Raw genomic sequence first — 24976 nt, 5'->3', positions numbered from 1 at the left:
TCACTCGGTTTTTAATTAGGAAAATCAAAAGTATAAAATGGTTTTTTACTTAATTAGTAAAATTTAAATCTGAATAAAGAATAATTAAAATTTAAATATTTGAAGCTTATAAGTCAATTCAATATTATTTTTATCTAAATCTTTACTTAATTCTCTCAAACACAAACTAGCATCATGATTATCTCTAAAAAGCAAAATGAAAGCTCCACCCCTACCAGCACCACTAAATTTACCAGCAAGAGCCTTAAATTTTAGGCTTCTTCTTATTATATAATCAAGAGTATCTGAGGACAAACCTAAAGACTTTAAATAATTATTCGCAACACCCATATTATATGCCAATAAATTAACATTTTGTTTATCAAAAGCAACACAAGAATTTCTAACAATATAACCAAGCTTTTCAATAATGGCAAATTGACTATTATCAAGAGATAACCTATGATTTAAATCAGATATTATTTCACTTACTATACATTCCCTCTTAATTGCCCCAATTAAGAAATGAAAATTACAAGGTTCAATTTTTTTAAAATTGAAAACATCATTTTTTTTTTCTAAATAAAAAGTTCCACCTAACTCAATTAATAAAATATCCATACCAGAAGAACTACCATGAAAAATATTCTCAATTTCACGTGCCAACACAATTTTATCATAAGTTTTATATTCATCATGACTTATAATATACTCAGCAAAGCATAAACTAAGACTAGCAGAAGATCCAAAACCCAATCCAACTGGAATCTGTGAAAATATTAAAAATTCAATGGGCTTAACCTTATCAAAGTTAATATTAATAAAATGAATTATTTCATCTATTTTAGAAGAAGGCACTCCTAAATATCTCCAAGAATCAGAAAAAGTATAAACTAGCTGCATATAAAGAGGCATTGTAGTACCAATAACTGGAAAACCATAAACAGCACTATGTTCGCCTAAAAACAATATTTTAGAGGGTTTTTTTATTATAAACATCTATCGCAAAATTTAACACCTTCTAAATCTAACTCTATCGGTTTAATATTAAATTGTTTAAAAACTTTAAAATTTGGTTTATAGATTAAAAAAGTTTCATTTCCAGCACCTAAAGCTTTAATTAACAAACATTCTTGTTCAAGATACGCAATATTTAAGGGCAAATCAGCAGAAACACCTATCCTTTTCCCAATTTCTAATCCTATTTCCTTTGCTAATTTTAAACTAACAAGCAAACAATCAAAAGAATTACTAGCATTCAAAACAATTTGCTCCATTTTTATATTAACATCTCTTATAAAATTTACTAATAAATCCCTATTTTTGTAATACATAACAATTGAATTAGTGGTCTTAACTGACTTGGGACCTTTCATTAGGTAGAAATCACTAAAACACATTTTTTCCAAGAGCTCATACATAGGAGAGTCTCCTCCCTTAAGCCTAATAACACCACCAAAAAGACTTGTAGCTATATCATATCCACTGCCCATACCTCCTTGAGCATACCGATAAGCTTCTAAACAATATATAAAAATTTGATCTTTAACAAAAGAACTCTTATTATTCAAAACTAAAAAAATTCCACATGAAATACCAACAGCAACAACAGCACTTGAACCAAATCCTTTCTTTACACCATTATTAAAAAAAAAATTACTTGTATCAATATAAACATCAAAGGAAAAATCTTCTAAATTAGTAAAATATCTCTGTTTTAAATACCTAAACATTTTAAAAACAAAATCATCATTATTTTCTATTAAAGTAAAATTATCAATTTCACTTTTTTTAGAAAAAAAACGCCAAGTATCACTTTTTTTAAAAGTAAAATAAGCTCTCTCTTTGATTGCAATTGCAAGCCCAAGGCCATTCTCTTCTAAAATAGAATATTCTCCCATTAAAAGCAAATTACCAGGCACTGAAAAATTAATTATATCCATTCCAAACCACTTCCAATCCTTGAGACAACAAAATTAACATCTCTAAAATTTTGAGTAAGTTTAGTTAAAATAAATTCCAAATCCCTCTTTAAACATAAAATCTTAACCTGTGGCCCTGCATCCATAGTTTCAAAAACAAGGATGCCCTTACTTCTAAGTTCAGAAACATATTTTATTAATTCTATAGTACGACTTTTAAAATAAATAATAGAAGATGATAACATTAAAGCAAACATGCACTGGTAACTCTTTACAACCTGAAGACCAAATGCATTGAAATCTCCTTTTAAAAAAAAATATAAAGCTTGCTTGAATATATTCCGACTAGACTTAACCCAAGCATCCCAATAAAACCTTTCCTGTTTACAAATCTCCATAGCAATTCTTGATGATATTTCTTTTTCTTGATTGTCAACTATAGCAAATATTATGTATAAATCATTAAAATAATTGAAATTATTTGCCTGAAATGCACTTTTAGCTCCTTCTTTTAAAAAGGTAAATCCACCATAAATAGCCCTTGATGCTGAAGCTGATCCTATTCTTGCAAGCTCTGAAGCCTTTTGATTAGAATATTTATTAAAATATTTTAAAATGCAAGCAGCAATAGATGCAAAACCAGAACTTGAACTTGCAAGTCCTGCAGCTGTTGGAAAATTATTTGTACTAATTACCTTAAAATAAACATTTGGATTATTTAGAATTTTTCTTGCATAATTAAAAAATTTTATTTCTCTATCTTTTAATACAACTGGCTTTGAATTTAAAATTATTTCATCCTTACATGAGAGTTCAAGCTCACTTACTGAATAAAACTTGTCAATACTAACAGCAATACTAGAAGTACCTGGAATATTTAAAAACCTATCTTTCTTGCCCCAATATTTAATTAATGCTAAGCTAGGATTTACCTTACATCGAACCTTCACATTAAACTCTCAAACCTTTTAAAACTTTAAGAGCATAATCAAGAGAATAAATACCACTATTACTCATCTTTAACTCTATTTCTCCAATTTCATACTCAGAAAGATTATAATCTCTTTCAAGAAGATATAAAATCTTCTTAACATGCAATTTCATATGTCCTTTTTGAATTCCATCAAGAGCAAGTGCTCTTAAAGCCGCAAAATTACTTGCAAGTCCAACACAAGACAGAATACCCATAAATTCTCTCTTACAATTAATGCCCATAATTTTAAAACTCAATATAGCTGCTTCATGAGTACTAGTTGAACCTCCTTTAATGCCAACCTGTAAAGGAAGTTCAATCTCTCCAATCAAATTATCATCAGATACATAAAATTTACTAAGGGGTAAATACCTTCCACTTTTTGATGCAAATTTATGTATACATGCTTCAAGTGCCCTTGTATCATTAAGTGTGGCAATACATACACCTGTTATACCATTCATAATACCTTTATTGTTAGTAACAGCACGTTCTTCCTCAAAAAATCCTATTCTAGAAATAAGAGCAATATTGTGAGCTAAAACTAACGATTCTTTACTATCTTTAAGCAAATAATTAACATTTAATTTAAAATTGGCTTTTAAAACAAAATCATTTGAATCATTGCTTAGAATTTTTAAAACACACTCATATCCAAATTCCATAGTAATATAATAAGATATTCGTTCAGCTACTGCGTTCAACAAATTTGAACCCATAACATCACAAACATCTACATAGATATTTAACTTTTGAATACCAATTTCCTTAATAAATTTAGTTGAAATTCTTCTAAGCCCACCACCCCTAAGTTCCATATTATGCAAAAGAGGTTTTGACCAAATATCAATTTTTTCAAAAAGACCAAGAAGTATACAACTCAAATCTTCCTTTGTCTTTATATAAACTTGAGCAATACCTAAAACTTCACCCAAAGAATAATTTAAATCAGCATTTTCAAGAATCTTAGCTGCAAAATTTAATGCAGCAATCACTGATGGTTCTTCTGTAGCAATGGGTATAACATAATACTTATTATTTATTTTTAAATTCTTTACAATGCCAATAGGCAAAGATAAATAACCAACATAATTTTCTATCATAAAAGAAAGAAAATCTTCATTAACAGAATCATAAAAAAAATCAAAAGAATTCAATTTTAAAAGATTCTTTATTTCTCGCTTTTTTTCTAAAATACTTTTATTTCTAAAATTTTTACTAAGCCTCATAAAACTTTTTAAAGCTCTTAACATTAAATAATAATGGATAATTTAAAAAATATTTATTAACCCTAAACTGTTCCAAATTCTTACTATTACTTAAAAGCATAGCCATCTTTAAAACATATTCATAATCTTTGAAAAGCTTATATAAAGCAACTTCACCACCTGTATAAAAAGCCCTAAGGATGGCTGATGCAACACCTACCAACTTAGCACCAAGAGCAATTCCTTTAGCAATATCAATTCCAGTGTCATATCCTCCTGATGTAAAAATCTTACTTTTCAAATAATCCTTAATAGTAAGCAATGTTAAAACCGATGATATTCCCCAATTAGAAAAACAAGATGCAATATCCAAATTCTCTTCTTTAATTCCTTCAACTAACACCCAGTTAGTTCCTCCACTCCCAGCCAGATCAACATAGGAAACCCCAAGTTTTAGTAAACTAATAACAATATCAGGAGAAATTCCAAATCCTGTTTCTTTAACAATGACTGGCAAATTCGATGCAGAGCAAAGTTTAGCAATCGAGTCCTTAATTCCTTTAAAGTTTCTCTCACCTTTTGAATTCATTAATTCCTGACCTGAATTTAAATGAACAATTATAGCATCAACTTCAAATTTCTTATTCATCTCAATTATTTCAGAAATCCCAAACTCCCTTAATTGAATAACACCAATATTTGAGAATAAAGGTATATTATCAGCATATTTCCTTAAGGCAAAATCTTTAATATATTCAGGATATTTAAATACAAGCTTAAAAGAACCCAAACCCATTGGAATTCTTAAATCATTTGCAATCTTAACAAGAGCTATATTGAGCTTATTACCCTCCCTAATACCTCCTGTCATGGATGAGATAAAAATAGGCATAGAAATATTATAACCAAATAAACTCTCTCCAGTATCTATTTCATCAAAATCAAGCTCACTAAGTGCATCATGTTTTAAATTAACATAATTTAAAAGATTACCACTTCTACTAACATCCTCTTTATTTAAACAAATTTCAATCTGCCGTTTCTTATTATCTAATATATTAGACTCGATACCCATAAATTCGGTATCCATCCTCTCTGATTTCTTTTAAATAAAATCCTTCAGATTCACCAGGAATAATCTTATTTTCAAAAAAATCTATATACTCATCATAACTTGCATCATGTTTTACTGAGAGTATTTTATCAATATCCCAAGTTTTAACAACAGACTGAGCACCATCTTCAACTGTAAGCTCATAAATAACCATAATATTACCAGAACCATAAGAACAAAAAAGTATCTTATCTCCACTAATATCTTTTTTTGCAAACACTCGTTTTAAATATGACATTAAAGATAAAAATATTGAACCTGTATACAAATTTCCTACACCCTTAACAGCTTCAACAGAATCATAAAAATCTATAGATTCTAAATAAGCATTACACTCAGATTCTTCTTCACTATAATACTTCTTTAAAACATAATGCATTGAATCTATAGGCATTTTTGCAAAAGGCACATGTAAAATAAACCTATATTTAGAAAATAAATCTTTAATACTGATATTTTTCTTATATGCAAAATTTAATAAAGCCTCTTCATAAGCTTTATTATAACATTCAATAGAATATCGTCCCTTTACTTTAGCCTCAATACTTCCAAGGGGTCTAAAAAAATCATCAACATTATCAGTGTAAACCCCAAATTCAGATAAATTGATAGACACAACCTTTGGATTTTGTTCAATAAGCACTGCTGTTGCTCCAGCTCCTTGAGTAATCTCTGCTGTAGTTAGATTATTATAATGTGCAATATCACTAGAAAATACTATTCCATACTCAGAGTTATTCAAATGGCTCAAAATACTTGCAGCACTGTGCAAAGCAAGTACAGAACCTGCACATGCATGCTGAGTTTGGAAATTCAAAAAATTATTTTTTAAATCAATACCAGCTAGCTTCAAAGCACCATAAACATAAGATGAAATTGATTTTGCATAGTCTACCCCCGTTTCAGTTCCCCCTAAAAATACCCTCATCTTATCTAATTTAAGATCATTATTATCAAAAATCAATTTAACAGCAGAACTAGCCATTGTAACGCTATCCTCATGTGGATTTGTAAATCTAAATGATTTTTGAAGCGTTGCCTCAATTGCTCTATTAAATTTCCTAAAAAAATTTTCATCAGAATTATATAAAGAATTTTCTAAAAGAACACGTAAATCTAAACAATTTAAAGGTAAAAACACTCTAATATCACTAATACCTACCTTCATTAACCTCTCTCAATAAAAAAATCATTTTCAGATATTATACTATAGATCATACAAACATCAAAGTTCAATATAATATGATGATATAATGAAAGGAGAAAAAATTATGAAAATAGCAGTGCTTTTATCTGGAGGAGTCGACAGCTCAGTGGCTCTTTATACTATGATACAAAATGGCCATAAAAATATAAAATGCTATTATCTAAAAATATGGCTTGAAGATGAACTTTCCTACATTGGAAACTGTCCTTGGAAAGAAGATATTAATTACGTAGAAGCTGTGTGCAAAAAATTCAATGTTCCATATGAAATAATCAGTTTACAAGATGAATATTATGACAAAGTAGTAACTTATGCTATTGAAGAATTAAAAATTGGAAATACACCAAGTCCAGATATATTCTGCAATCAAAGAATAAAATTTGGTGCATTCTTTGACAAGATCAACGAAAACTATAACTTAATTGTTACAGGACACTATGCCAAAATAGAAAATATAAATAATAATTTTATACTTAAACAAGCTAAAGATAAAATAAAAGACCAAAGCTATTTCTTATCCCATTTATCTACAAAACAAATATCAAAATTGCACTTCCCATTAGGAGACTTGTTAAAAACCGAAATAAGACAAATAGCACATAAAATAGATCTACCTAATAAAAATAGAAAAGACAGTCAAGGAATTTGTTTCCTTGGAAAAATCAAATACGATGAATTTATAAGATATCATCTAGGAGAACTTAAAGGTAATATTATCGAAAAAGAAACAGGCAAAATACTTGGAACACACAATGGATATTGGTTTTTTACAATTGGACAAAGAAAAGGGATTAAACTTAGCAATGGACCATGGTTTGTAATAGAAAAAGACATTGAAAATAACATCATTTACATCTCAAATAGCACAAACTACTTCAAAGAAAAGAAAAAACAATTTATAGTATACAAAACAAATTGGATAAATAAACCATCAAATCATGATAATTTAAGTGCCAAAATAAGACATGGAGAGAAAAAAATAAAATGCAAAATAGAAGTATTAAAAAACGACTCTATCAAAGTTACTCTAGAAGAAAAAGAATATGGAATTTCACCAGGACAATTCTGCATATTTTATCAAGAAGACGAGTGCCTGGGTGGCGCTAAAATTCTTAAAACACTAATATAACAAAAAACATCTGTAGACATAATAATTTATAGGAATTTGAATATCCCTATAAATTATTGATCAATCTTAAAATAATCTACTGATTCTTTTAAATGTTTAACACTCTCCAACATCCTCTCAGACATTGCTGAGAGTTCTTCACTACTTGATGCTGTTGTTTGCACTAACTGACTAACTTGCTCTATTGCATTCTTAAACTGTTCAATTTGATTACTTTGGTTAGAACTCTCACTGGTAATATTTTTAACAAGTTCAGCTGTTTCTTCCATTCCAGGAACAATTTGTTCAAAATTGTTACCTGCCTTACTTGCAATAGTTAAACTCTTATGTGCAATATCAATAATTTCTCTAGCAGATTCTTTGCTTTGATCAGCAAGCTTTCTAACCTCAGCAGCAACAACTTCAAAACCTTTCCCCTTATCCCCTACTCTGGCAGCCTCAATAGAAGCATTTAAAGCAAGTAAATTAGTTTGTCGAGTTATCTCATCAATAACGCTTATTTTATCTGTAATAATCTTCATAGCTTCAATAGCTTTAACAACAGATTGATGCCCCTTTTTAGTTTTCTCATTAGTACTAACAGCAATACTCTCAGTAGTAGACGCATTACCAGTATTCTCGGTAACGCCTTGGGATATCTGCTCAATGTTTGCTGTCATTTCTTCTAATGTAGATGCCTGCTCAACTGCCCCAGAGCTTAAATTTTGACTAGAATTTGCTATTTGAATTGCATTCTCATAAAGATAATCAAGATTTTCATTAACTCCTCTTGCAACAGATGAAAAATTAGACCTCAAAAGCTCTAAATTTTCATATAATCCATAAAGTTCTAATGTACCCCATTCTAAAGGATTATTTGAAACAGTAAAATCTCCAGAAGCAAGTCTCTCAGAATAACATAAAATTCCATTTAGAGAAGAACTAAGTTTTCCTACAAGATAAGTAGTAACCAATCCAAGAATAATCAAAGTAACTATAAAACTTATTACTAAAATGAAATTAGTAAGTCTAGACATATAATAAAAATCATTGGCATTAGCTCGTATGTACACTATAAAAGGAAAATTGGATAACCGACATTGCACTTTTTGTGCAAGTCCAACAAACTTTTTTCCATAAGGATCCAAATAATGTTTTAAACTAATTTCCTTATTCTTTTGAATTAAATCCTCATAACTATTTTTAACTACATCATCATAGTATGAATTAACATTAACTAAGTTATCACCAGGTAACCATTTATGGTGAACAAGAAATAAACCCGTTTTGTCAAATACCATAGCACGACCACTATTCAATGTTCCAAAAATAATACCTTTAAATGAGCTATAAATATAATCAAGTGCATAAAAATTCATAAAATAACCAAAAAGATCACCAGTCTTATAATCTCTTAAAGGAACCCCTATTAACAAATAAGGAATCTGTCCTGCCTTATTTCTTATTTTAGAAATATCTCTCATCAACACCTCTTCAACAGATCCAGGCTCTGCCAAGAGAACAGAGGAGTTATAAATAGAAGTTGTTTCCCTTAATTTAACAAAGTATTCCTTATCTGAAACAGAAATACCATAATCACTATTATCTTTAATAGCAGTAGTGAGTAATACTTTACCTTCTTTATTAGTTATCATTAGATTATCACCCTTGCTTGTTTTCCCCAAAATTTCAATTTGATCCAAAATAGCTTCTATTCTTTTAGCCTTACTATTATTCATTGATTCAAACTTAGATGAAGAATCTAAATACATTGAATTGATTTTTACCCTTTCCTCCATGGAGGAAAGATAAATCGTTAAAGAATTTTTGATATTTCCAATAAAATTTTTCATAAGATCTAACTGCTGATCAACTAGTCTAGAATTAATTAACAATCCAAATACGATAAACAATATAGAAACAAAAATTGATATACAAATACTAACAATAAACAATATCCTAACTTTCAGCTTGAGTTTCATACACTAACTACCTCTCACAAAATAAATTCTAAAAATCTGAAAAGTCTTCATCAAAATCTAAGTCCTTGTCGGCAATATCAATAGCTTTTTTAGGGTCTACCCTCTTATTAATAGATTTACGACTTATACTTGAATCACCATGCATATTATCATTTTGACTATCAACTGAAGATGAATTATCTTCTATCTTTAAAGAAGAAAAATCTTTAGTCATAAGGTCATCATTAATAGGGCTAAAATTACAAGAAGAAACACCAACTTCACAATCTTTAATTTGGAAGAAAGATACTATTTGCTTAAGCTCCTTGGCTTTTTCAAGCATTCTATCAGCCATACTTGAAAGCTCTTCACTACTTGATGCTGAAGCTTGAACAACTTCCTCTACCTGATCAAGGGCTGTTTTAAACTGAATAATTTGTTCATTTTGTTTATAACTCCCTTCAGAAATCTTCTTTACAAGTTCGGTGGTTTTCTCTATTTCAGGTAATATATCTTTAAAAATCAATCCAGCATCTGCTGCCAATTTAGAATTTTTATCAACTAATTCACCAATCTCAAGAGCAGATTCCTTACTAAGATCAGCAAGCTTCCTAATTTCACTTGCTACAACAGCAAATCCCTTGCCTTCATCTCCAGCCCTTGCAGCTTCAATAGCTGCATTTAAAGCAAGCAAATTAGTTTTTCTAGCTATCTCCTCAATAACACTAACTTTCTCCACAATAGCTTGCATAGCTATAACAGATTCCTCAACAGCTTTACCCCCTATTTGAGCATTCTTATTAGTAGTTAAGGCAATACGCTCCGTTTCTCGGGAATTATTAGCACTCATCTTAACTCCAGATGATATTTGTTCAATATTAGCTGACATTTCTTCAAGTGTTGAAGCTTGTTGTAACGAACTAGAACTTAAGTTTTGACTTGAATTAGCAACTTCAAGACTTGCTTTATTAACATAACTAATGTTTCTAAGAACACTTGTAATAGCATCAGCAATAGCATCTCTCATTTTAATAATTTGTAATCCTAATAAACTCAGCTCATCAGAGTATTTATCACTTTGGATAACATAAGTTCCATCTAAATTGCCTTTAACTATTTCTTTTACTAATTTTCTAACCAGATCCAACCTAGAACTAATAATTTTTTCTACTTCTACTGAAAAAATAATAACTAACACAATAAGCCCTACAGCAGAGCATAAAATAAATTTAAAAGCTAAACTATTAACAACTCCATAAATATCTTCATAAGGAATTCTTGCAAGAAGAATCCCACTATTTTTGCCAAGCTCACTGCCAATAGGCAATATGGCATAATAGTTATACAATTTCATTTCTGGAAGATAAGCCCTCTCAATTTGATAAACCGGTAACTCAGTTGCTACGGAAGATTTTTTAGGAGGTCTAGACAATACATCCTTTAAAATACCAATAAACTTATCACTAACATTGCTACTCTCGTTATATTCTATTAAAGGATTAACAATCCTATTATTTGGATCTAAATAAAATAAATTTCCTCTATTATAAAAACCAAATCTAATTCTATCTAATTTATCTCTTATAACATCATCTAGTACATAACCTACCAAATAACCAAAAGCTACTTTATCTTCTGCTGAAAATACAGGAACAACTACAGCAAAAGCTTTTTTATTATCATATCGGGATCTCGAAGCAACTTCTCCTGCCATACCTTCAGTAAGATTAGAATACCAACCAACGAAATTTAATTTATTTTTTTTAAAATCTTCCAAAGCTTTTTTAATATAGCTGATGTTTGCCTCAGACTGACCAAAATCAGTATTACTTTCATGTCTTGTAGTAACAATTATTTTACCTTCAAAATCAAGAAATGCAAATTCTTCATAAAAAGTATTAAGTTTTAGATCCGATAATATCTCATATAATCGACTTCTATATCTTTGATCTACCTTTAAAGTATCAATAACTATTTTAGAATTAGATCTAATTTTATTTAATTCGACTTCTGAAAAACTACGTCCACCATTTTTTAAAGAAGAATATCCTCCTATAGTCTCAAGAGCTAAAGTAGAGCTTGCACCATCAATTATGATATAAAATGTATCTAACAACGCCTTTACAGAAAAGGCAGCTCGTCTTACTTGTCCTCTTGTAAGCTGTTTATAATAACTTTCTAAATAATTACCCAAAATAAATTTAAAAATTAAAGATAAAAATAATATAGTCATCAATAAATATAAAAATAAAAGTCCAACAAATTTGTGCTTAATTTTTAACATAAAAATACCTCGTAAATTAACCACTCACCTAATTAATTCAACAAACCTAAAAATTAAATAAATATCCCCATAAAAAATTTATACCAAAAAATATAATTCTCCTAAATAAATCTCAAATAATTTAAACAGTATATTAAAAGAGTATATTAAAAAAAATGAGAATAAAAATCAACAACCTTTTTTATAAGGAACACCTAAAGATTTAGGAGCATAATTACTTTTCGAAAAAAACATAAGACTGAGAATAACAACAAGATAAGGTAAAATGATTAAAATTTTAGGAGAAACCATCAAAGAAAAAAAAGAAACCTGAGATAAAATGACAACTAAAGTTCTCATGAAAGAAAATAAAAAGCTACCCATTAAAATTCCAAAAGGTTGCCAATTTCCAAAAATTAACATAACAATAGCAACAAAACCTTGACCACCAACCATACCTTGCGTATAACTTGAAGCAATTACAGTAGAGAGCACCGCTCCAGAAATTCCAGCAAATAAGCCACTTAAAAGCACACAAAAAAATCTAATCATAATTACATTAACTCCAAGCGATTCTAAAACTTCCGGTTCTTCACCACTAGCCTTAATTCTAAGTCCAATTTTAGTATATTTCAATATAATATGAACAATAATAACACATATTATTGCCATATGAAATGAATATCTTTTACCTAAAATCTGAAAGATAAGAGATTTTTTATCTAAGACACCATCAAAAAATACAGGCAATTTAATATCTATTGGAGGCGTTGAAATAGAACCAAAAATAAAAGTTCCAAACAATATAGCAATAGCCGGCCCTAAAAAATTAATAGCCATCCCAGTTATTATCTGATCTGATTGAAAAAAAATAGTAAAAATAGCATGAAGAATTGAAAGAATAAGTCCTGAAAGACCGCCAATAAAAATTGCAAATAATGGACTACCATAATAATATGCACAAGTAGCACCTACAAATGCCCCAAGAGCCATTGTACCCTCAATCCCAATATTTATTATTCCACTTTTTTCACTTATAAGCCCACCAAGAGCAGCTAAAATTAAGATCTGAGAATTTACAAGAGTTTCACTAATTAAAAATACTAGCGTATTTAACACTTTTTATACCTCCCCAAGAAGATCTTATTTAAAAAATGGCTAGCAGACATTACAATCATTACTATTCCTATCATTAAAGTCACAACTGCAGAGGACAACCCCATTAAACTCTGAACTCTACCACTCCCATAAATCAAAACTGAAAATAAAATACTTGAAAATACTATTCCTATTGGTGAATTATTTCCCATTAAAGCAACAGCTATACCATTAAGTCCAATCCCTTCCATATAAGAAAGCTTAAATATTGACTTATTAACCCCTATAACCTGTACAGCACCTGCACACCCAGCAAGTGCACCTGATAAAAACATAGTAAACATCAAGACTTTTTTAATATTAATGCCTACACGATAAGAAGCATCAATGTTATGCCCTACAGAGCTTATTTTAAAGCCAAGAATGGTTTTATTCAATAAAATCCAAATTAAAAATGCAATAACAATTCCAATAATTATCCCAAAATTAATAGGAGCCTTCAACAAATCATTAATAAATGGATGCTCTGCTCTATAAGCAAGTCCTTCAGAGGAAAGTTTCCAAGAACCAAAAAAATCAATAAAAGCACTTTCTCTAACCGGCTTAGATAAATCACTGTTGTCTTTTTTGATAAAAGGCAAATCTACAATCAGATTATTAAAATGAAATAAAATCCAATTAAACATTATACCCGAAATTACTTCGCTTACATTGAATTTAATTTTTAAATATCCAATCAAAATACCTAAAATACCTGAAACTAAAAAGGAAAAAATAAAAATACAAGTTATATGTAATAAAGGAGAAAAATCCAAAAAAATTCCAGCTATCAAAGCTGAAATTGAACCAAGAATAAATTGACTCTCAACACCAATATTAAAAAGTCTGGCTTTTAAAGCAATGCCAATCGAAAGACCAGTAAAAATTAACGGTGTAGCATAGCTTAAAATATATCCAATATGCTTAGGCGAAGAAAATATCCCTTCTATCATTATATAGTACATTCTAAAGGGGGAATAACCAATAAGTAATACTATTAATCCAAGAATTAAAATAGCAAAAAAAAATGCAAAAAAATTGATAAACACTGATGAATTTAAAAATTCCATAATTACTTTTTTAAAGTTATAATTCTTTATGCTCATTTAAACTACTCCCATCATCATCTTACCAATTACGCTAGCATCAAAATTAATTTCTAAAATACCCATAATTTTCCCGTTATACATTACAGCTATCCTATCACAAACTCTCATAAGCTCACAAAGTTCAAAAGATACAAGAAGAATTGTCATCCCTGCATCCCTCTGTTCCATAATCTTTTGATAAACATTTTCAATAGCACCTATATCAAGTCCCCTTGTAGGATGAACTGCTAATAAAATTTCAGGTTTTAAATTAATTTCACGTGCAATAATTACCTTTTGTTGATTACCCCCAGATAAATTTCTAACTTTGCTTGAAACATTCCTCGGTTTAATATCAAATGATACTGCAAGCTGTTTGCTTATTTTCTTAAGAAAGCTTAAATCAAAATTAACAAACTGTTTTTTAAACATATTTAAAAACTTAAATATTAAGTTACTATTATCTAAACTATTACTCTTAATCTTTAAATAATTTGCATCATCAAAACTCTTAAGTCCGATATTTTGAAAAATATTAAAGTCTAAAATAAGACCATGTTTTTGCCTATCAGATGGAATATGACCAATTTTTTTTTCTATTATTTGTTTTACGCTTAGACCTTTTATTGATTCAAACTTATCACCGACTCTCTTAAGAATATCACCACTAAATACATCCCTAACTCCAATGAGTGCTTCAACTAATTCTTCTTGACCACTTCCTTCAATGCCAGCTATTCCAAAAATTTCACCTTTTCTAAGACTAAAACTAACATCCTTTACCTTTAAAACATTTCGTTCATCTTTAACACTTAAGTTCTTAATATCAAGAATGTTTATATGAGAAACAACCTGTTTTTTAGAAAGATCAAGAGAAGTTTCTTTACCTATCATCAACCTAGTAAGGTTCCTTTCATCAATTTCAGCAACCTCAAAAGTTCCAACCACTTTGCCAAGACGCATCACTGTGCATCTTTGTGCCACAGTTTTTATTTCTTTTATCTTATGTGTAATAAGTATTATAGTATGTCCTTCCATAGCTAATTTTCTTAAAATATTCATGAACTCATCAATCTCAATAGGTGTAAGCACTGCTGTAGGTTCATCAAAAATAATAATATCTGAGTTCCTATAAAGAACTTTTAATATTTCTATTTTTTGTGCCATCCCAACACCTAAATTTTCAATTGGATTATCAAGATCTATGTTTAAACCATATTTTTTAGAAAGATGAAGTATCTTTTTTCTGATAAGAGAATAATTAATAAAACCAAATCTTGTATCTTCGCACCCTAAAATGACATTCTGCAAAGCAATAAATCGTGGAATTAACATAAAATGTTGGAAGACCATCCCAATACCATTCAAAATGGACTCGCTTGAATCTTTAAGATGTAATTCTTTGCCTCGTAAAAAAATTTTTCCACTATCTGGCTTATGAATTCCATAAATAGTTTTCATTAAAGTAGTTTTTCCTGCACCATTTTCGCCAAGAATAGCATGTATTTTTCCTTTTTCAAAGTTTATACAAATATTATCATTAGCAATAAAATCTCCATACCGCTTAGTAAGCTTATCTAAAATTAGTATATCTTGCATCAAAAAATAACCTGAAACCTAAAAAAGATAGAATAACAACTTGTTTATACCTTACAAAAATATGTTAAAATTAAAAATAAATATTTTCAAGGGATCTTAAAAAAAAGATAAAGCATGCAAAACATTAAAACCATGCAATACAATTAATAAAAAATAAAAACAATGATAAAATGAAAATACATTCAAAAAATGATTATCTTTAAGAGGATTAAAATATGAAAATCAAAGCTTGCATTTTTGACATGGATGGGACTTTAATAAACAGCATCATGGATATTGCAATTTCAATGAACTGGGCACTAAAAAAACTAGGGTATAATGAAATTAAAACAGATGAATATAAAACCTTTGTTGGAGGGGGATATTCTAAATTAGTAGACAATACTTTAAAACATCTTCAAATAAACTTAAACGATAATCAATTTAAAGACAATCTTTATCAAGAATTTGTAAAAGCATATAATCAAAATATCTTTTCCAAAACAAGAGTATATGATGGAATACCAGAACTTTTAAAAACTCTAAATTCACTTAAAATTCCTGTTGGTATTTTAAGCAACAAAAACCATGAAGAACTCTTAATAGTAACAAAAAATATATTTAAAGATATAAACTTTTTTGAAATCAGAGGTTATTCATCAAGATTTGAAGCAAAACCAAATCCTGCAAATGCACTTGATATGATAATAGAATTAAATCTTATACCAGAAGAAATAGCATATATTGGAGACAGCGATATTGATATGATGACTGCTAAAAATGCCGGATTCTTACCCATAGGAGTTTCATGGGGATTTAGAACAAGAGATGAACTTAAAGAAAATGGAGCAAAATATATCCTCAATAGTCCATCTGAACTTCTGGAAATAATCAAATGAATTTAAAGGTATATTTCCCGCACTTGTATCATTATTTATTTAATCATACAAGCATCAAGGGTTTATCAGTATTTGAAAAAGAAATTGAAATAATCAAATATCTAGAAGAAAATAAAAAAACAATTTCAACATTTATAGATGAAAACTTTAAATCTGATGCTGATTTACTTATTCAATACGTTAAAAAAAAAACAGACATCATACTTAATCCTATTATTTTGTCAAATATCGATTCTATTGATCTTAACCTCGTAAAAGACCTTTTTAGAAAAGAATTCAACAAACATAATTTAGAACTAATATTTCATTCTATTAAAGCAAATCCTTACTTTAGAAAAGAATTTTTATACAATTTTAATTCTATAAGTAGTGGACATATAACATTTTATGTAAACAAACTTTTTGAAGACAAAAATTCTTATACAATATACCTAATAAAAAAAGAAAATGATATTCTTAATTCTTCAAAAATTGTAAAAAACTACTTAAAAATATTACTACTATTGAGGGTTTTAATAATCAAATTTTATATTGAAAAAGAGGTGAAATTAATTTCAACAAATATTGAAAATATATCAAAATTAATCAGCCAAGAAATTGAATTTTTAGACAACACCACAACTAAATTAATAACTCAAAGTCTATTTAGATATGAAAATCTAAATAATATGTCACCAATTGCAACATTAATATCTGTTTTTGCAAACAGAACTAAAATTCCAAACATTAAAAATAATAAGACACAAGGATTCATAGGATATGATGAGAGCTGGTTCTCAATAAAACAATCAAACTCAAAAGAATATGATCCAAGAATTATTAAAGAACTTCTAGAAATAGCTAGGAAAAATAAATGGTAAAGATACTCTCAAATTTTTTTAAAGCTGCTTTGATTGCTTCAATACTTGGATTTTTAATAGAGGAATTATCAATCATACTTTTTTTACCATACAAGATTCGATTTGCACTAATATTTATTGGATTCTTATTTGATTTAATATTGATCTTAATTTTTATCTATAAAATATCAAAAGCTTATTTATCACAAACATTACAAATATATATAAGAAACAATTTATTCTTTGATTTAATACATTGCCTAGTTCCTTTAATATTTTATAGTTCTCATCAAATTAAAAATATAATTAATCCTCATGAAACAATTCTAAGTCCAATTATACTCTCACTTTTAAAATTAAGATTTCTAAGACTACTTAGATTTAACGACCTAATGATAGAAATTTATTATAATTCAAAAGATAAAAATTTAATATTAATTGCATTTGCTAGAACATTTTCAATAAGTTTATTAATTCCATTCATATTTTTCATAATATTCTCAAGTTCAGGTTTTGCAAACACAATTCCAGAGAAACAAGAATTTAATATTATAAAAAACATATCAATAACAACTGAAAAAAACTATATTAAAGAAATGTATCCCTTTATACTCATAATTAAAGATATGGATAAAACAATATATTCTAAATCTGATGATATATTTTTTTACTACAGTCCTAGTGAATACAAGATTATCGAAATAGATCAAACAAAATTTTACATAGATAAATATCTTCAAAGAAAAAACGATTCTGTAACTGGACTATTCCTATTTACAATATTTGTATCATTTGCTATGTTTTTAACAAATTTTTATAAATTTTTTAAAGCAAGTTTTCTAAATCCAATTATACTTATGCAAAAAGTCTTACAAGACCCAATTGAATACAGAAAAATTCAAATTCCATTCTATTTCAGTGAAGAAAAAGTATATCAAATGGCAAAAGCATTTAACAATGTAATATTAAAAGATAAGCTAAATGCAAAGAGAAAAAGCAAAATTCCCTTAGAAATTGAAATTGTAAAAAAAATAATAAATACTAATAGTAAGGAAAATACATGATACAAAAAGTTTTTTTTCTCATAATGATCAGCATACAAATTCACTCAAGATTAATAACAACTTCAATTGAAAAAAGATCATCAGAATCACCTAAAAGATACTCAGCTTTTAATTTAATCATAGAAGAAGAATATTATACTAAATATCCAAAAAACACATATGAAATACAGATATATAAATTAACAGAAAATTTTATAAAAAGCATTATTAAAGGCAAAATTGACTATAACAACATAACACCAACTTACAAAGAAGCCAATAAATATCTAATTCAAGACGAAATTATTGACAATGATTTTTCAAAATATAAAATATTTAAAATAAAAACTATTAACTCAATTTTTAAAAGCTCAGCATTAATATATACAAAAAAAGGATTTTATAAGCTAGAACTATATGTAGGCAATAACAACAAGAACAAATTAGAAATCTTTAACCTAAACATGCAATACTTCACAAAAAATTTAAAAGAAATAAGTAATGAAATTATTTTTTATAGATCACAACTAGAACACTAAACAAAAATAGTGATTCATTTAACAAATACAGACATAACTCTTTGAAGAACCTTGGCTCTATCAAGAGGCTTTACAATAAAAGTCTTTGCACCTTTAATCAAACAATCCTTAACCAACTGCTCTTTCCCCAAAGCAGAAATCATTATGATTTTGGCATTTGCATCAAATTCCATAATATTAGAAAGACAAGTGATCCCATCCATTCTAGGCATAGTAATATCAAGAGTAACAACATCAATGTTAGGGTAGTGATTTTTATACTTAATCACAGCCTCCTCACCATCAGCAGCAGTATCAATAACATTAAACCCTTCAGAAGTAAAAATTTGTGTAAGCTGCTTTACAGTAAAAACTGAATCATCAACAATTAAAACATTAAAAGGGAGTCCTGTATCATAATTAATCCCTCTTGGCTTAGATAAAGAATCCGTAGCAATTGTAGTTTTCTGAATCATATTAAACCCTCTTCTTGTATTATAATAAGTACTTTCAAATTCATAATAATATCAAACCCTCTCTCTTATTGCAATATTAACTTCTATGATTTTACCATCTGGCAAAGTAAAAGGTACTATTAAAGCTTCAGAACCTTTATTACTTATTTTCATATTTTCTCCATAAATAAAAGCTGGTGGGGTTATATCAAACACAAAACCCTTAGCATGTAAAGTAGTAACAAAATTACCAGCAATAATATTACCAACTTCTGTAAGAGTTGCAGCTACCATTTCCTTAGTTTCTTCATCATCAAAATCAGTATACTCCTCAAAATTTAACTTAGATGCCACAAAAAGAGCCGTAGCAATATCCATATCAATAATGATACTACCTTCAACAGAACCTGCAAGCCCTACAATTACAGAAACTCCTTTGATTTTCTGATTTATAGACTTAAGCCCAGGACTACCCATATGAATATCTTCAACAAGCAACATATCCCTTAAAACTGAAGAAGCAGCATCTAAAAATGGTTCTATATAATCTATTCTCATTAATTTCTCCTTTTATACAAGTTAAAACATTCCACAGATCTATCCTTTATAAAAATATCATTATTCTTAAGATCTTCATTATCTCCCAAAATTAAAATTGCACCCTTAACAGATTTCTCTGCAATAGTATCTAAAATCAAAGCTTGATCATCATTATTTAAGAAACACAAAATATCCCTTAAAAAAATAACTCCTAAATTTTCTGGAAACTCTGATAAAATGGCATCTGAATATTCAAACAAAACACTATTCATGATTTCTGGTTTGAATTTATAAATTCCTGAACCTTGCTCAAAAGAATTTTTTCTATAAATCTCGCTCACATTAATCTCAGATTCTGAAAAAGTCATATTAGCAGTCCCAATTACCTTAACTAAATTATTATCAATAGCCGTTACCTTAAAAGGATTCTTATAAGAATCATATAAAGCATTAACAAAAGACATTGTCTCCTTTCCATCACCACACCCAATCTCAAAAACATTTAAAAGAGAACCAATATTACTCATACTATTGATATGTTTATTAACAATTTCATCCTGAAATTCTCTTAAATACTTATCATCCCACAAAACCCCTGATGATTTTGAATAAAACTCACTTAAAAAGTGATCATAAACTAAGTCATCAATATTCTCAATATCTAATTTTAGCCCAATTTTTCTCAAAAATTCATCACTTACCAAAGAAGCATTAAAAGAATATTTAAAAAGATTTTCTTTGATAATTCTTAAATCATCTAACGAAGGTTCAAATGATGTTATAGATGAGCTTGGCAATTCTAACGAATAATTACTATTGATCAATGACTCATCCTCATGTTTAGAATGATTTACTTCATCATTCTTGTTGTTATCTTCTAAATATTCCTCTTCATCATCATCATAATCAAAAATCTTATCAACATCAAGAAGAATATATAACTTTTTACCATATTCAACCACTCCCTTTATGTAGCCTATCAATGATTCCTGAGACAAAACAGGATGGGGCTCTTGAATCATAGAAGAATCAATCGAAAAAATATTATTTACTTTATCAACAATAACTCCTATTAAGAGATCTCTATTTCTAAGGATCATAATATCTTCAACTTCTTTTTGAATAACTTCCAAATTAAACATTATTCTCAAATCAATAATCGAGATTATCTCACCTCTTAAATTATCAAGACCAACAACATATCTTCTAGAATTTGGAACATATGTAAAATTGCCAGATTTCCTAATTTCTTTAACTTGCATAATATCTATTAGATAATTATCATTTCCAATATTAAATGACACTACTTTAAAATCTAAATTAATAGAGTCAGTTCCTTTTGCGTGATCACTTAAATTATGTTCGCCCAAATATATTTCTTTTATTTCCATCATAAGACTATTATTTCATATCCTTTAAGTCAAAAAGCCTAAATACATCAATAATCAAGACAACCTTACCATTACCAAGTGTAGCAGCCCCGACTATTCCAGGACTTGAAGCATATTTATCTTTAATAGGCTTTACAACAAAATCTTCTTCCCCAAGAATAGAATCGACAACTATGCCTGCTTTTTTATCATTAATGCTAACAACTATCAAAAATTTTTCATACAAATCCTGATCATACTTTATATTAAAAAGCTCATCAAGTCTAAGCACGGATATAACTTCTTCTCTTAAATTATAGACCTCATGGTCATTTTCAAGAATTTTAATATTTTCCTCGCTAATCCTATGCGTTTCAAGAACACTATTTAAAGGAAGAACATAAATTTCACTACCAGATCTTACAAGAAGACCCTGAACAATTACTAATGTTAAGGGAAGTTTGATTTTAAAAGTAGTACCAACATTAACTTTAGAATCTATAATAATGGTCCCATTTAATTTCTTAATACTATTCTTAACAACATCCAACCCTACCCCTCTACCAGAAATATCTGTAACATGACTAGCTGTTGAAAATCCAGGAGAAAAAATTAAATTTAAAATCTCATTATCAGATAAAACCGTATTTTCATTAATTAAACCTTTCTCAATTGATTTTTGCCTAATAATATTTGGGTCTATACCTCTACCATCGTCTTCAATCTCAATTGAGATTACATTACCTTCGTTCCTAGCACGCAAAAATATATGCCCAGTTTTATTTTTACCTTTCTTAAGTCTCTCATCAACAGTTTCCAATCCATGATCCATAGAATTTCTAACACAATGCATTAAAGGCTCTACAAGATCATCTATAACAGATTTATCAATCTCAGTATCCTCACCCTCAGTACTAAGCTCTACGATTTTACCTAATTTCTTTGACAAATCTCTTACAACTCTTGTAAATCTTGAAAAAATCCCAGAAACTGGCAACATCCTTGTTTTTAAAACACTCTCATGTAAATCAGTAATTATTCTAGAAAGCCTATTAGATGCAAATTTAGAATCCTGAATAATTTTAAATAATAAGTCTTTCAATTCTGCAATATCATGTAAAGCTCTATCTACCTTAAACTCTATTAAACTTGCTATTTTATTTTCAATAGAACGTTCTAACTCTAAATCTATATCCTTAAAAATCATCTTTAAATCTAGCAAAAAGCTATTTCGCAAATTTTCTTGATAATCATAAAAATGATTAAAACCATTAAGAAATGACATCATATCAGAATTGATTTGATTATAAGCAGACTTACTTACGACAGCCTCACTTACAAGATTTAATATGGAATCTATTCTTTTACTATCAATCCTAATTAAATTAATATGCATAGGTGACTTCTTAGATTCCTTAACAGGAGCATAATCATCAACTTCAGAAGTTAAATCTATATCCTTAATATTTTTAAAATCAACTTCATTAATATCAAAATTTACAACAACATCTGATAAATTTACCTTTTTAATGATACTATCTACTGAGGTATTGGATATCAAATAATACACAATAAAATCAAAAAATTTATCGCTCAATAAATCGTCACTATTAGGAATAGATTTATAAACTTCTCCCAAACTTTTTAATGCCTGAAACATCTGAAATCCTGAAATTGTAGCCATAGGATTATCTTTATTAAAATTTAACTTCACCTCAAATAATTTAGCATCACCAATACGCTCATTTAAACTTATAATCTCATCATTAGAAAGTTGCAATTTCTCTTTAGATGAAATTTTATGATCAACAATACGTTTTTCTCTTAATTCTGCTTTTGCTAATTCATTATCAATATCAAATTCAGTAATTGCATAATTTAAAGCAACATCAGACAAGTTTATTTTTTCCTCAACACTATTATGCAAATTATTATTAGTTGAATAAATCAAATAATAATCTACCCTTTTTAAAAATTTACCTGCAATAATTTGATCATAACTAGGAACAGTGTAAAGGATTGGTCCTAAATCTTTTAAAGATTGAAACATTTGTATGCCAGAAATTGTAAGCATAGGATTATCTTCATTAAAATTAATACTAACCCTTAAAATTTTTTGACCAAGTCCCAAACTCTCTCGCATATCACTAAGTTCATAAAAAGAAAGCAAAAATTCATCATCACTTACATTATTTAATGACACTACGGAATTTGTACTCTCTACTTTTATAAATCCTCTTAATTTACTTTTAAGCTCACTTACATCTTGTAAATAAACATTTCCATGAAAACGTTCATCAAGCATGCTTTTTATTACATCAAGAGAACTTAAAAGTAAATCAATAAGATCATTACATATCTTTAATTTATTATCTCTAATAGCATCAAATACATCTTCCACAACGTGAGTAAATTCTGAGAGTTCCATCATGTCAACTGACGCTGAACTACCCTTAATGGTATGTGCCGCCCTAAATATTTCATCAATAGTTTCTGCATTATTAGGGTCATCTTCTAATGACATAATATTTTCTTCAAGAGTATCTACAAGACTTTGAGCTTCCTCAAAAAAGATATCTAAAAGTTCTTCATTTTCTGAATCTATCATTAAATTAATTTTCCTATATTGTCTCAATATGGCAAAAACTCTTTAACAGAGCTTTGCCATTGACATCATTAAAATTACTTACTTTTCCTTAGTCAGTAATCCAGCTCCAGTATCAGGAGAATTATTACCTTTCTCTAATAAATTTTGGAAAGATTCATCTGACATTGATACATCTTCCCTAATTTTTAAAATCCTCTTAAGAGTTTCTTGCGCCTTCAATTTTTGAAGTGATTTTGCCCCTTGTGTTCTATAAATTTTAAATATAGATTCACTATCAATGTCAGAATCAAAGGCAATGTTTAACTTATCATAAATAACTCTCACATCCTTAACATAAAAAATACAATTTTGCTCCCTTGAACTATGAGATTTCAAGACTCTAAATGCTTTAAATCTCATCCTACTTGAAGGAAGAGGATAATTAGGAATATTTTCTTGTAGAATTCTATAATGCATGCCTGGAAGATAATTCGGATTTGACCATACTAAATCCGACCAACCCTTAAATTTTAAAGTGCCTAAAGGATAAACATACTCCACACCACTCATATCTTCAAATAAAGCATCAAGATAAACCTCATAACCCAAACTGTAAACAGTCACCTTTATCTCTTTAACAGTCTTAACATTGTCAATTAATCCCTTACCTATAAACTGATTGCCATCCTCACCAGAATAAAAAGGAATCTTAAATGGAGGTAAAATCATTGCAGATGATTGAGAATTTCTTGGAAAAAACACTCTAATTCCTAAAATTGTATCACCTGGATATCTAACAGATTCATTCTTAACAATAGCTGGGGCTACAATAGAATTTTTCACATAAGCCTGCATTCTAGCTGAAGGAGTTAAAAGAACAACCCAATTACTTAGCCGTAAATCTAATACCATATCTTCTGACTTAAGAATACCCGCATTTCCAGAATATACACGATCAACATAATCGGTAAGATCAAGCTTAGTTGGGTTTGGATCTTTTGCAAGTTCTGCAAAGTCAAAAACTAATTCTCCAGGCTCACTTTTTTGAGAATTATTACCTGATGATGCACTTATAGGAATATTTTGTGCAAAAATAGAACTAAACAACAGAAAAAAAAATAAAATAAAAATAAGTTTTTTTGCTTTAATCATAAACCAACTTCTCCCATAAAAATAACTTAAGATAA

Annotated in this window: 20 protein-coding genes and 1 pseudogene; 5 read left to right on the top strand and 16 right to left on the bottom strand. The window is 28.5% G+C overall.

The features are described 5' to 3' along the window. Nucleotides 1-84: 84 nt before the first annotated feature. The 6 genes from K5563_RS03425 to K5563_RS03400 are packed head-to-tail and all read right to left on the bottom strand — an operon-like array spanning nucleotide 85 to nucleotide 6364. A complete protein-coding gene (locus K5563_RS03425) occupies nucleotides 85-978 on the bottom strand; it encodes a mevalonate kinase (protein WP_221037580.1) in 894 nt (297 codons plus the stop codon). Continuing rightward, nucleotides 969-1922: a phosphomevalonate kinase gene (locus K5563_RS03420; protein WP_221037579.1), complete on the bottom strand. Its 954-nt coding sequence runs from the start codon at nucleotides 1920-1922 to the stop codon at nucleotides 969-971. The genes K5563_RS03425 and K5563_RS03420 overlap by 10 nt, the downstream gene beginning before the upstream one ends. Further along, the gene (gene mvaD, locus K5563_RS03415) at nucleotides 1913-2851 is read right to left on the bottom strand and encodes a diphosphomevalonate decarboxylase (protein WP_221037578.1); all 939 of its coding nucleotides are present in this window, start codon (nucleotides 2849-2851) and stop codon (nucleotides 1913-1915) included. The genes K5563_RS03420 and mvaD overlap by 10 nt, the downstream gene beginning before the upstream one ends. Before the next feature lies 1 nt (nucleotide 2852). Then, a complete protein-coding gene (locus K5563_RS03410) occupies nucleotides 2853-4103 on the bottom strand; it encodes a hydroxymethylglutaryl-CoA reductase, degradative (protein ID WP_255571086.1) in 1251 nt (416 codons plus the stop codon). Continuing rightward, nucleotides 4093-5157 carry a type 2 isopentenyl-diphosphate Delta-isomerase gene (gene fni, locus K5563_RS03405; protein WP_221037769.1) on the bottom strand — a complete coding sequence of 355 codons (1065 nt, stop codon included), beginning with the start codon at nucleotides 5155-5157 and terminating at the stop codon, nucleotides 4093-4095. The genes K5563_RS03410 and fni overlap by 11 nt, the downstream gene beginning before the upstream one ends. Further along, on the bottom strand, nucleotides 5141-6364 hold the full coding sequence (locus K5563_RS03400; RefSeq protein ID WP_221037576.1) for a hydroxymethylglutaryl-CoA synthase: 1224 nt from the start codon (nucleotides 6362-6364) through the stop codon (nucleotides 5141-5143). Before K5563_RS03400 ends, fni begins: the two co-directional genes overlap by 17 nt. Nucleotides 6365-6467: 103 nt before the next feature. Between K5563_RS03400 and mnmA the strand changes: the two genes are divergently transcribed. Then, nucleotides 6468-7532, top strand: a complete 1065-nt coding sequence (gene mnmA / locus K5563_RS03395; RefSeq protein ID WP_221037575.1) for a tRNA 2-thiouridine(34) synthase MnmA — start codon at nucleotides 6468-6470, stop codon at nucleotides 7530-7532. A gap of 53 nt (nucleotides 7533-7585) precedes the next feature. Here the strand turns inward: mnmA and K5563_RS03390 are convergent, their stop codons facing one another. From K5563_RS03390 to K5563_RS03370, 5 genes and pseudogenes are all read right to left on the bottom strand, one after another. Continuing rightward, the gene (locus K5563_RS03390; RefSeq protein WP_221037574.1) at nucleotides 7586-9493 is read right to left on the bottom strand and encodes a methyl-accepting chemotaxis protein; all 1908 of its coding nucleotides are present in this window, start codon (nucleotides 9491-9493) and stop codon (nucleotides 7586-7588) included. 28 nt (nucleotides 9494-9521) lie between these two features. After that, nucleotides 9522-11756, bottom strand: coding sequence for a methyl-accepting chemotaxis protein (locus K5563_RS03385; protein ID WP_221037573.1), 2235 nt, complete (start codon nucleotides 11754-11756; stop codon nucleotides 9522-9524). 168 nt (nucleotides 11757-11924) lie between these two features. Continuing rightward, nucleotides 11925-12854 (bottom strand): ABC transporter permease, encoded by a 930-nt coding sequence (locus K5563_RS03380; protein WP_221037572.1) that lies wholly within the window; start codon nucleotides 12852-12854, stop codon nucleotides 11925-11927. Continuing rightward, nucleotides 12826-13978: pseudogene (locus tag K5563_RS03375) on the bottom strand (ABC transporter permease). Before K5563_RS03375 ends, K5563_RS03380 begins: the two are co-directional and overlap by 29 nt. Beyond that, entirely contained in the window at nucleotides 13979-15562 is a 1584-nt protein-coding gene (locus K5563_RS03370; RefSeq protein WP_221037570.1) for an ABC transporter ATP-binding protein, read from the bottom strand. A 212-nt stretch (nucleotides 15563-15774) separates the two neighbouring features. Here K5563_RS03370 and K5563_RS03365 point away from each other — a divergent pair, with 212 nt between their 5' ends. Genes K5563_RS03365 through K5563_RS03350 form a run of 4 tightly spaced genes read left to right on the top strand, consistent with a single transcriptional unit; the run spans nucleotide 15775 to nucleotide 18858 of the window. Further along, nucleotides 15775-16437 (top strand): HAD family hydrolase, encoded by a 663-nt coding sequence (locus tag K5563_RS03365; RefSeq protein ID WP_221037569.1) that lies wholly within the window; start codon nucleotides 15775-15777, stop codon nucleotides 16435-16437. After that, nucleotides 16434-17297 (top strand): hypothetical protein, encoded by an 864-nt coding sequence (locus tag K5563_RS03360; protein WP_221037568.1) that lies wholly within the window; start codon nucleotides 16434-16436, stop codon nucleotides 17295-17297. Before K5563_RS03365 ends, K5563_RS03360 begins: the two co-directional genes overlap by 4 nt. Beyond that, complete coding sequence (locus K5563_RS03355; RefSeq protein ID WP_221037567.1) at nucleotides 17291-18340, top strand: hypothetical protein; 1050 nt, start codon at nucleotides 17291-17293, stop codon at nucleotides 18338-18340. Before K5563_RS03360 ends, K5563_RS03355 begins: the two co-directional genes overlap by 7 nt. Then, nucleotides 18337-18858, top strand: a complete 522-nt coding sequence (locus K5563_RS03350) for a hypothetical protein (protein WP_221037566.1) — start codon at nucleotides 18337-18339, stop codon at nucleotides 18856-18858. Before K5563_RS03355 ends, K5563_RS03350 begins: the two co-directional genes overlap by 4 nt. A gap of 14 nt (nucleotides 18859-18872) precedes the next feature. Here the strand turns inward: K5563_RS03350 and K5563_RS03345 are convergent, their stop codons facing one another. The 5 genes from K5563_RS03345 to K5563_RS03325 form a co-directional block, all read right to left on the bottom strand. Next, nucleotides 18873-19313, bottom strand: a complete 441-nt coding sequence (locus tag K5563_RS03345) for a response regulator (RefSeq protein ID WP_221037565.1) — start codon at nucleotides 19311-19313, stop codon at nucleotides 18873-18875. 51 nt (nucleotides 19314-19364) lie between these two features. Next, nucleotides 19365-19850 carry a chemotaxis protein CheX gene (locus tag K5563_RS03340; protein ID WP_221037564.1) on the bottom strand — a complete coding sequence of 162 codons (486 nt, stop codon included), beginning with the start codon at nucleotides 19848-19850 and terminating at the stop codon, nucleotides 19365-19367. Further along, on the bottom strand, nucleotides 19850-21223 hold the full coding sequence (locus K5563_RS03335) for a CheR family methyltransferase (RefSeq protein WP_221037768.1): 1374 nt from the start codon (nucleotides 21221-21223) through the stop codon (nucleotides 19850-19852). The genes K5563_RS03340 and K5563_RS03335 overlap by 1 nt, the downstream gene beginning before the upstream one ends. A gap of 10 nt (nucleotides 21224-21233) precedes the next feature. Beyond that, nucleotides 21234-23810: a chemotaxis protein CheW gene (locus tag K5563_RS03330; RefSeq protein WP_221037563.1), complete on the bottom strand. Its 2577-nt coding sequence runs from the start codon at nucleotides 23808-23810 to the stop codon at nucleotides 21234-21236. A gap of 78 nt (nucleotides 23811-23888) precedes the next feature. Then, nucleotides 23889-24941: a flagellar filament outer layer protein FlaA gene (locus K5563_RS03325; RefSeq protein ID WP_221037562.1), complete on the bottom strand. Its 1053-nt coding sequence runs from the start codon at nucleotides 24939-24941 to the stop codon at nucleotides 23889-23891. Nucleotides 24942-24976 lie beyond the last annotated feature (35 nt).

The organism is Borrelia sp. HM, assembly GCF_019669085.1.
In the GTDB taxonomy this organism is placed as follows: domain Bacteria; phylum Spirochaetota; class Spirochaetia; order Borreliales; family Borreliaceae; genus Borrelia.
Note: the sequence above shows the minus strand (reverse complement) of the source record. Positions and strands in the feature narration are given on the sequence as shown.

What these genes read in the sequence shown, in the direction of transcription:
- K5563_RS03410 (WP_255571086.1), bottom strand. Translation starts at nt 4,103, where the DNA reads ATGAGGCTTAGTAAAAATTTTAGAAATAAAAGTATTTTAGAAAAAAAG.
- mnmA (WP_221037575.1), top strand. Translation starts at nt 6,468, where the DNA reads ATGAAAATAGCAGTGCTTTTATCTGGAGGAGTCGACAGCTCAGTGGCT.
- K5563_RS03330 (WP_221037563.1), bottom strand. Translation starts at nt 23,810, where the DNA reads ATGATAGATTCAGAAAATGAAGAACTTTTAGATATCTTTTTTGAGGAA.
- K5563_RS03365 (WP_221037569.1), top strand. Translation starts at nt 15,775, where the DNA reads ATGAAAATCAAAGCTTGCATTTTTGACATGGATGGGACTTTAATAAAC.
- K5563_RS03425 (WP_221037580.1), bottom strand. Translation starts at nt 978, where the DNA reads ATGTTTATAATAAAAAAACCCTCTAAAATATTGTTTTTAGGCGAACAT.
- K5563_RS03385 (WP_221037573.1), bottom strand. Translation starts at nt 11,756, where the DNA reads ATGTTAAAAATTAAGCACAAATTTGTTGGACTTTTATTTTTATATTTA.
- K5563_RS03355 (WP_221037567.1), top strand. Translation starts at nt 17,291, where the DNA reads ATGGTAAAGATACTCTCAAATTTTTTTAAAGCTGCTTTGATTGCTTCA.
- fni (WP_221037769.1), bottom strand. Translation starts at nt 5,157, where the DNA reads ATGGGTATCGAGTCTAATATATTAGATAATAAGAAACGGCAGATTGAA.
- K5563_RS03325 (WP_221037562.1), bottom strand. Translation starts at nt 24,941, where the DNA reads ATGATTAAAGCAAAAAAACTTATTTTTATTTTATTTTTTTTTCTGTTG.
- K5563_RS03390 (WP_221037574.1), bottom strand. Translation starts at nt 9,493, where the DNA reads ATGAAACTCAAGCTGAAAGTTAGGATATTGTTTATTGTTAGTATTTGT.
- K5563_RS03400 (WP_221037576.1), bottom strand. Translation starts at nt 6,364, where the DNA reads ATGAAGGTAGGTATTAGTGATATTAGAGTGTTTTTACCTTTAAATTGT.
- K5563_RS03345 (WP_221037565.1), bottom strand. Translation starts at nt 19,313, where the DNA reads ATGATTCAGAAAACTACAATTGCTACGGATTCTTTATCTAAGCCAAGA.
- K5563_RS03360 (WP_221037568.1), top strand. Translation starts at nt 16,434, where the DNA reads ATGAATTTAAAGGTATATTTCCCGCACTTGTATCATTATTTATTTAAT.
- K5563_RS03340 (WP_221037564.1), bottom strand. Translation starts at nt 19,850, where the DNA reads ATGAGAATAGATTATATAGAACCATTTTTAGATGCTGCTTCTTCAGTT.
- K5563_RS03335 (WP_221037768.1), bottom strand. Translation starts at nt 21,223, where the DNA reads ATGGAAATAAAAGAAATATATTTGGGCGAACATAATTTAAGTGATCAC.
- K5563_RS03420 (WP_221037579.1), bottom strand. Translation starts at nt 1,922, where the DNA reads ATGGATATAATTAATTTTTCAGTGCCTGGTAATTTGCTTTTAATGGGA.
- K5563_RS03350 (WP_221037566.1), top strand. Translation starts at nt 18,337, where the DNA reads ATGATACAAAAAGTTTTTTTTCTCATAATGATCAGCATACAAATTCAC.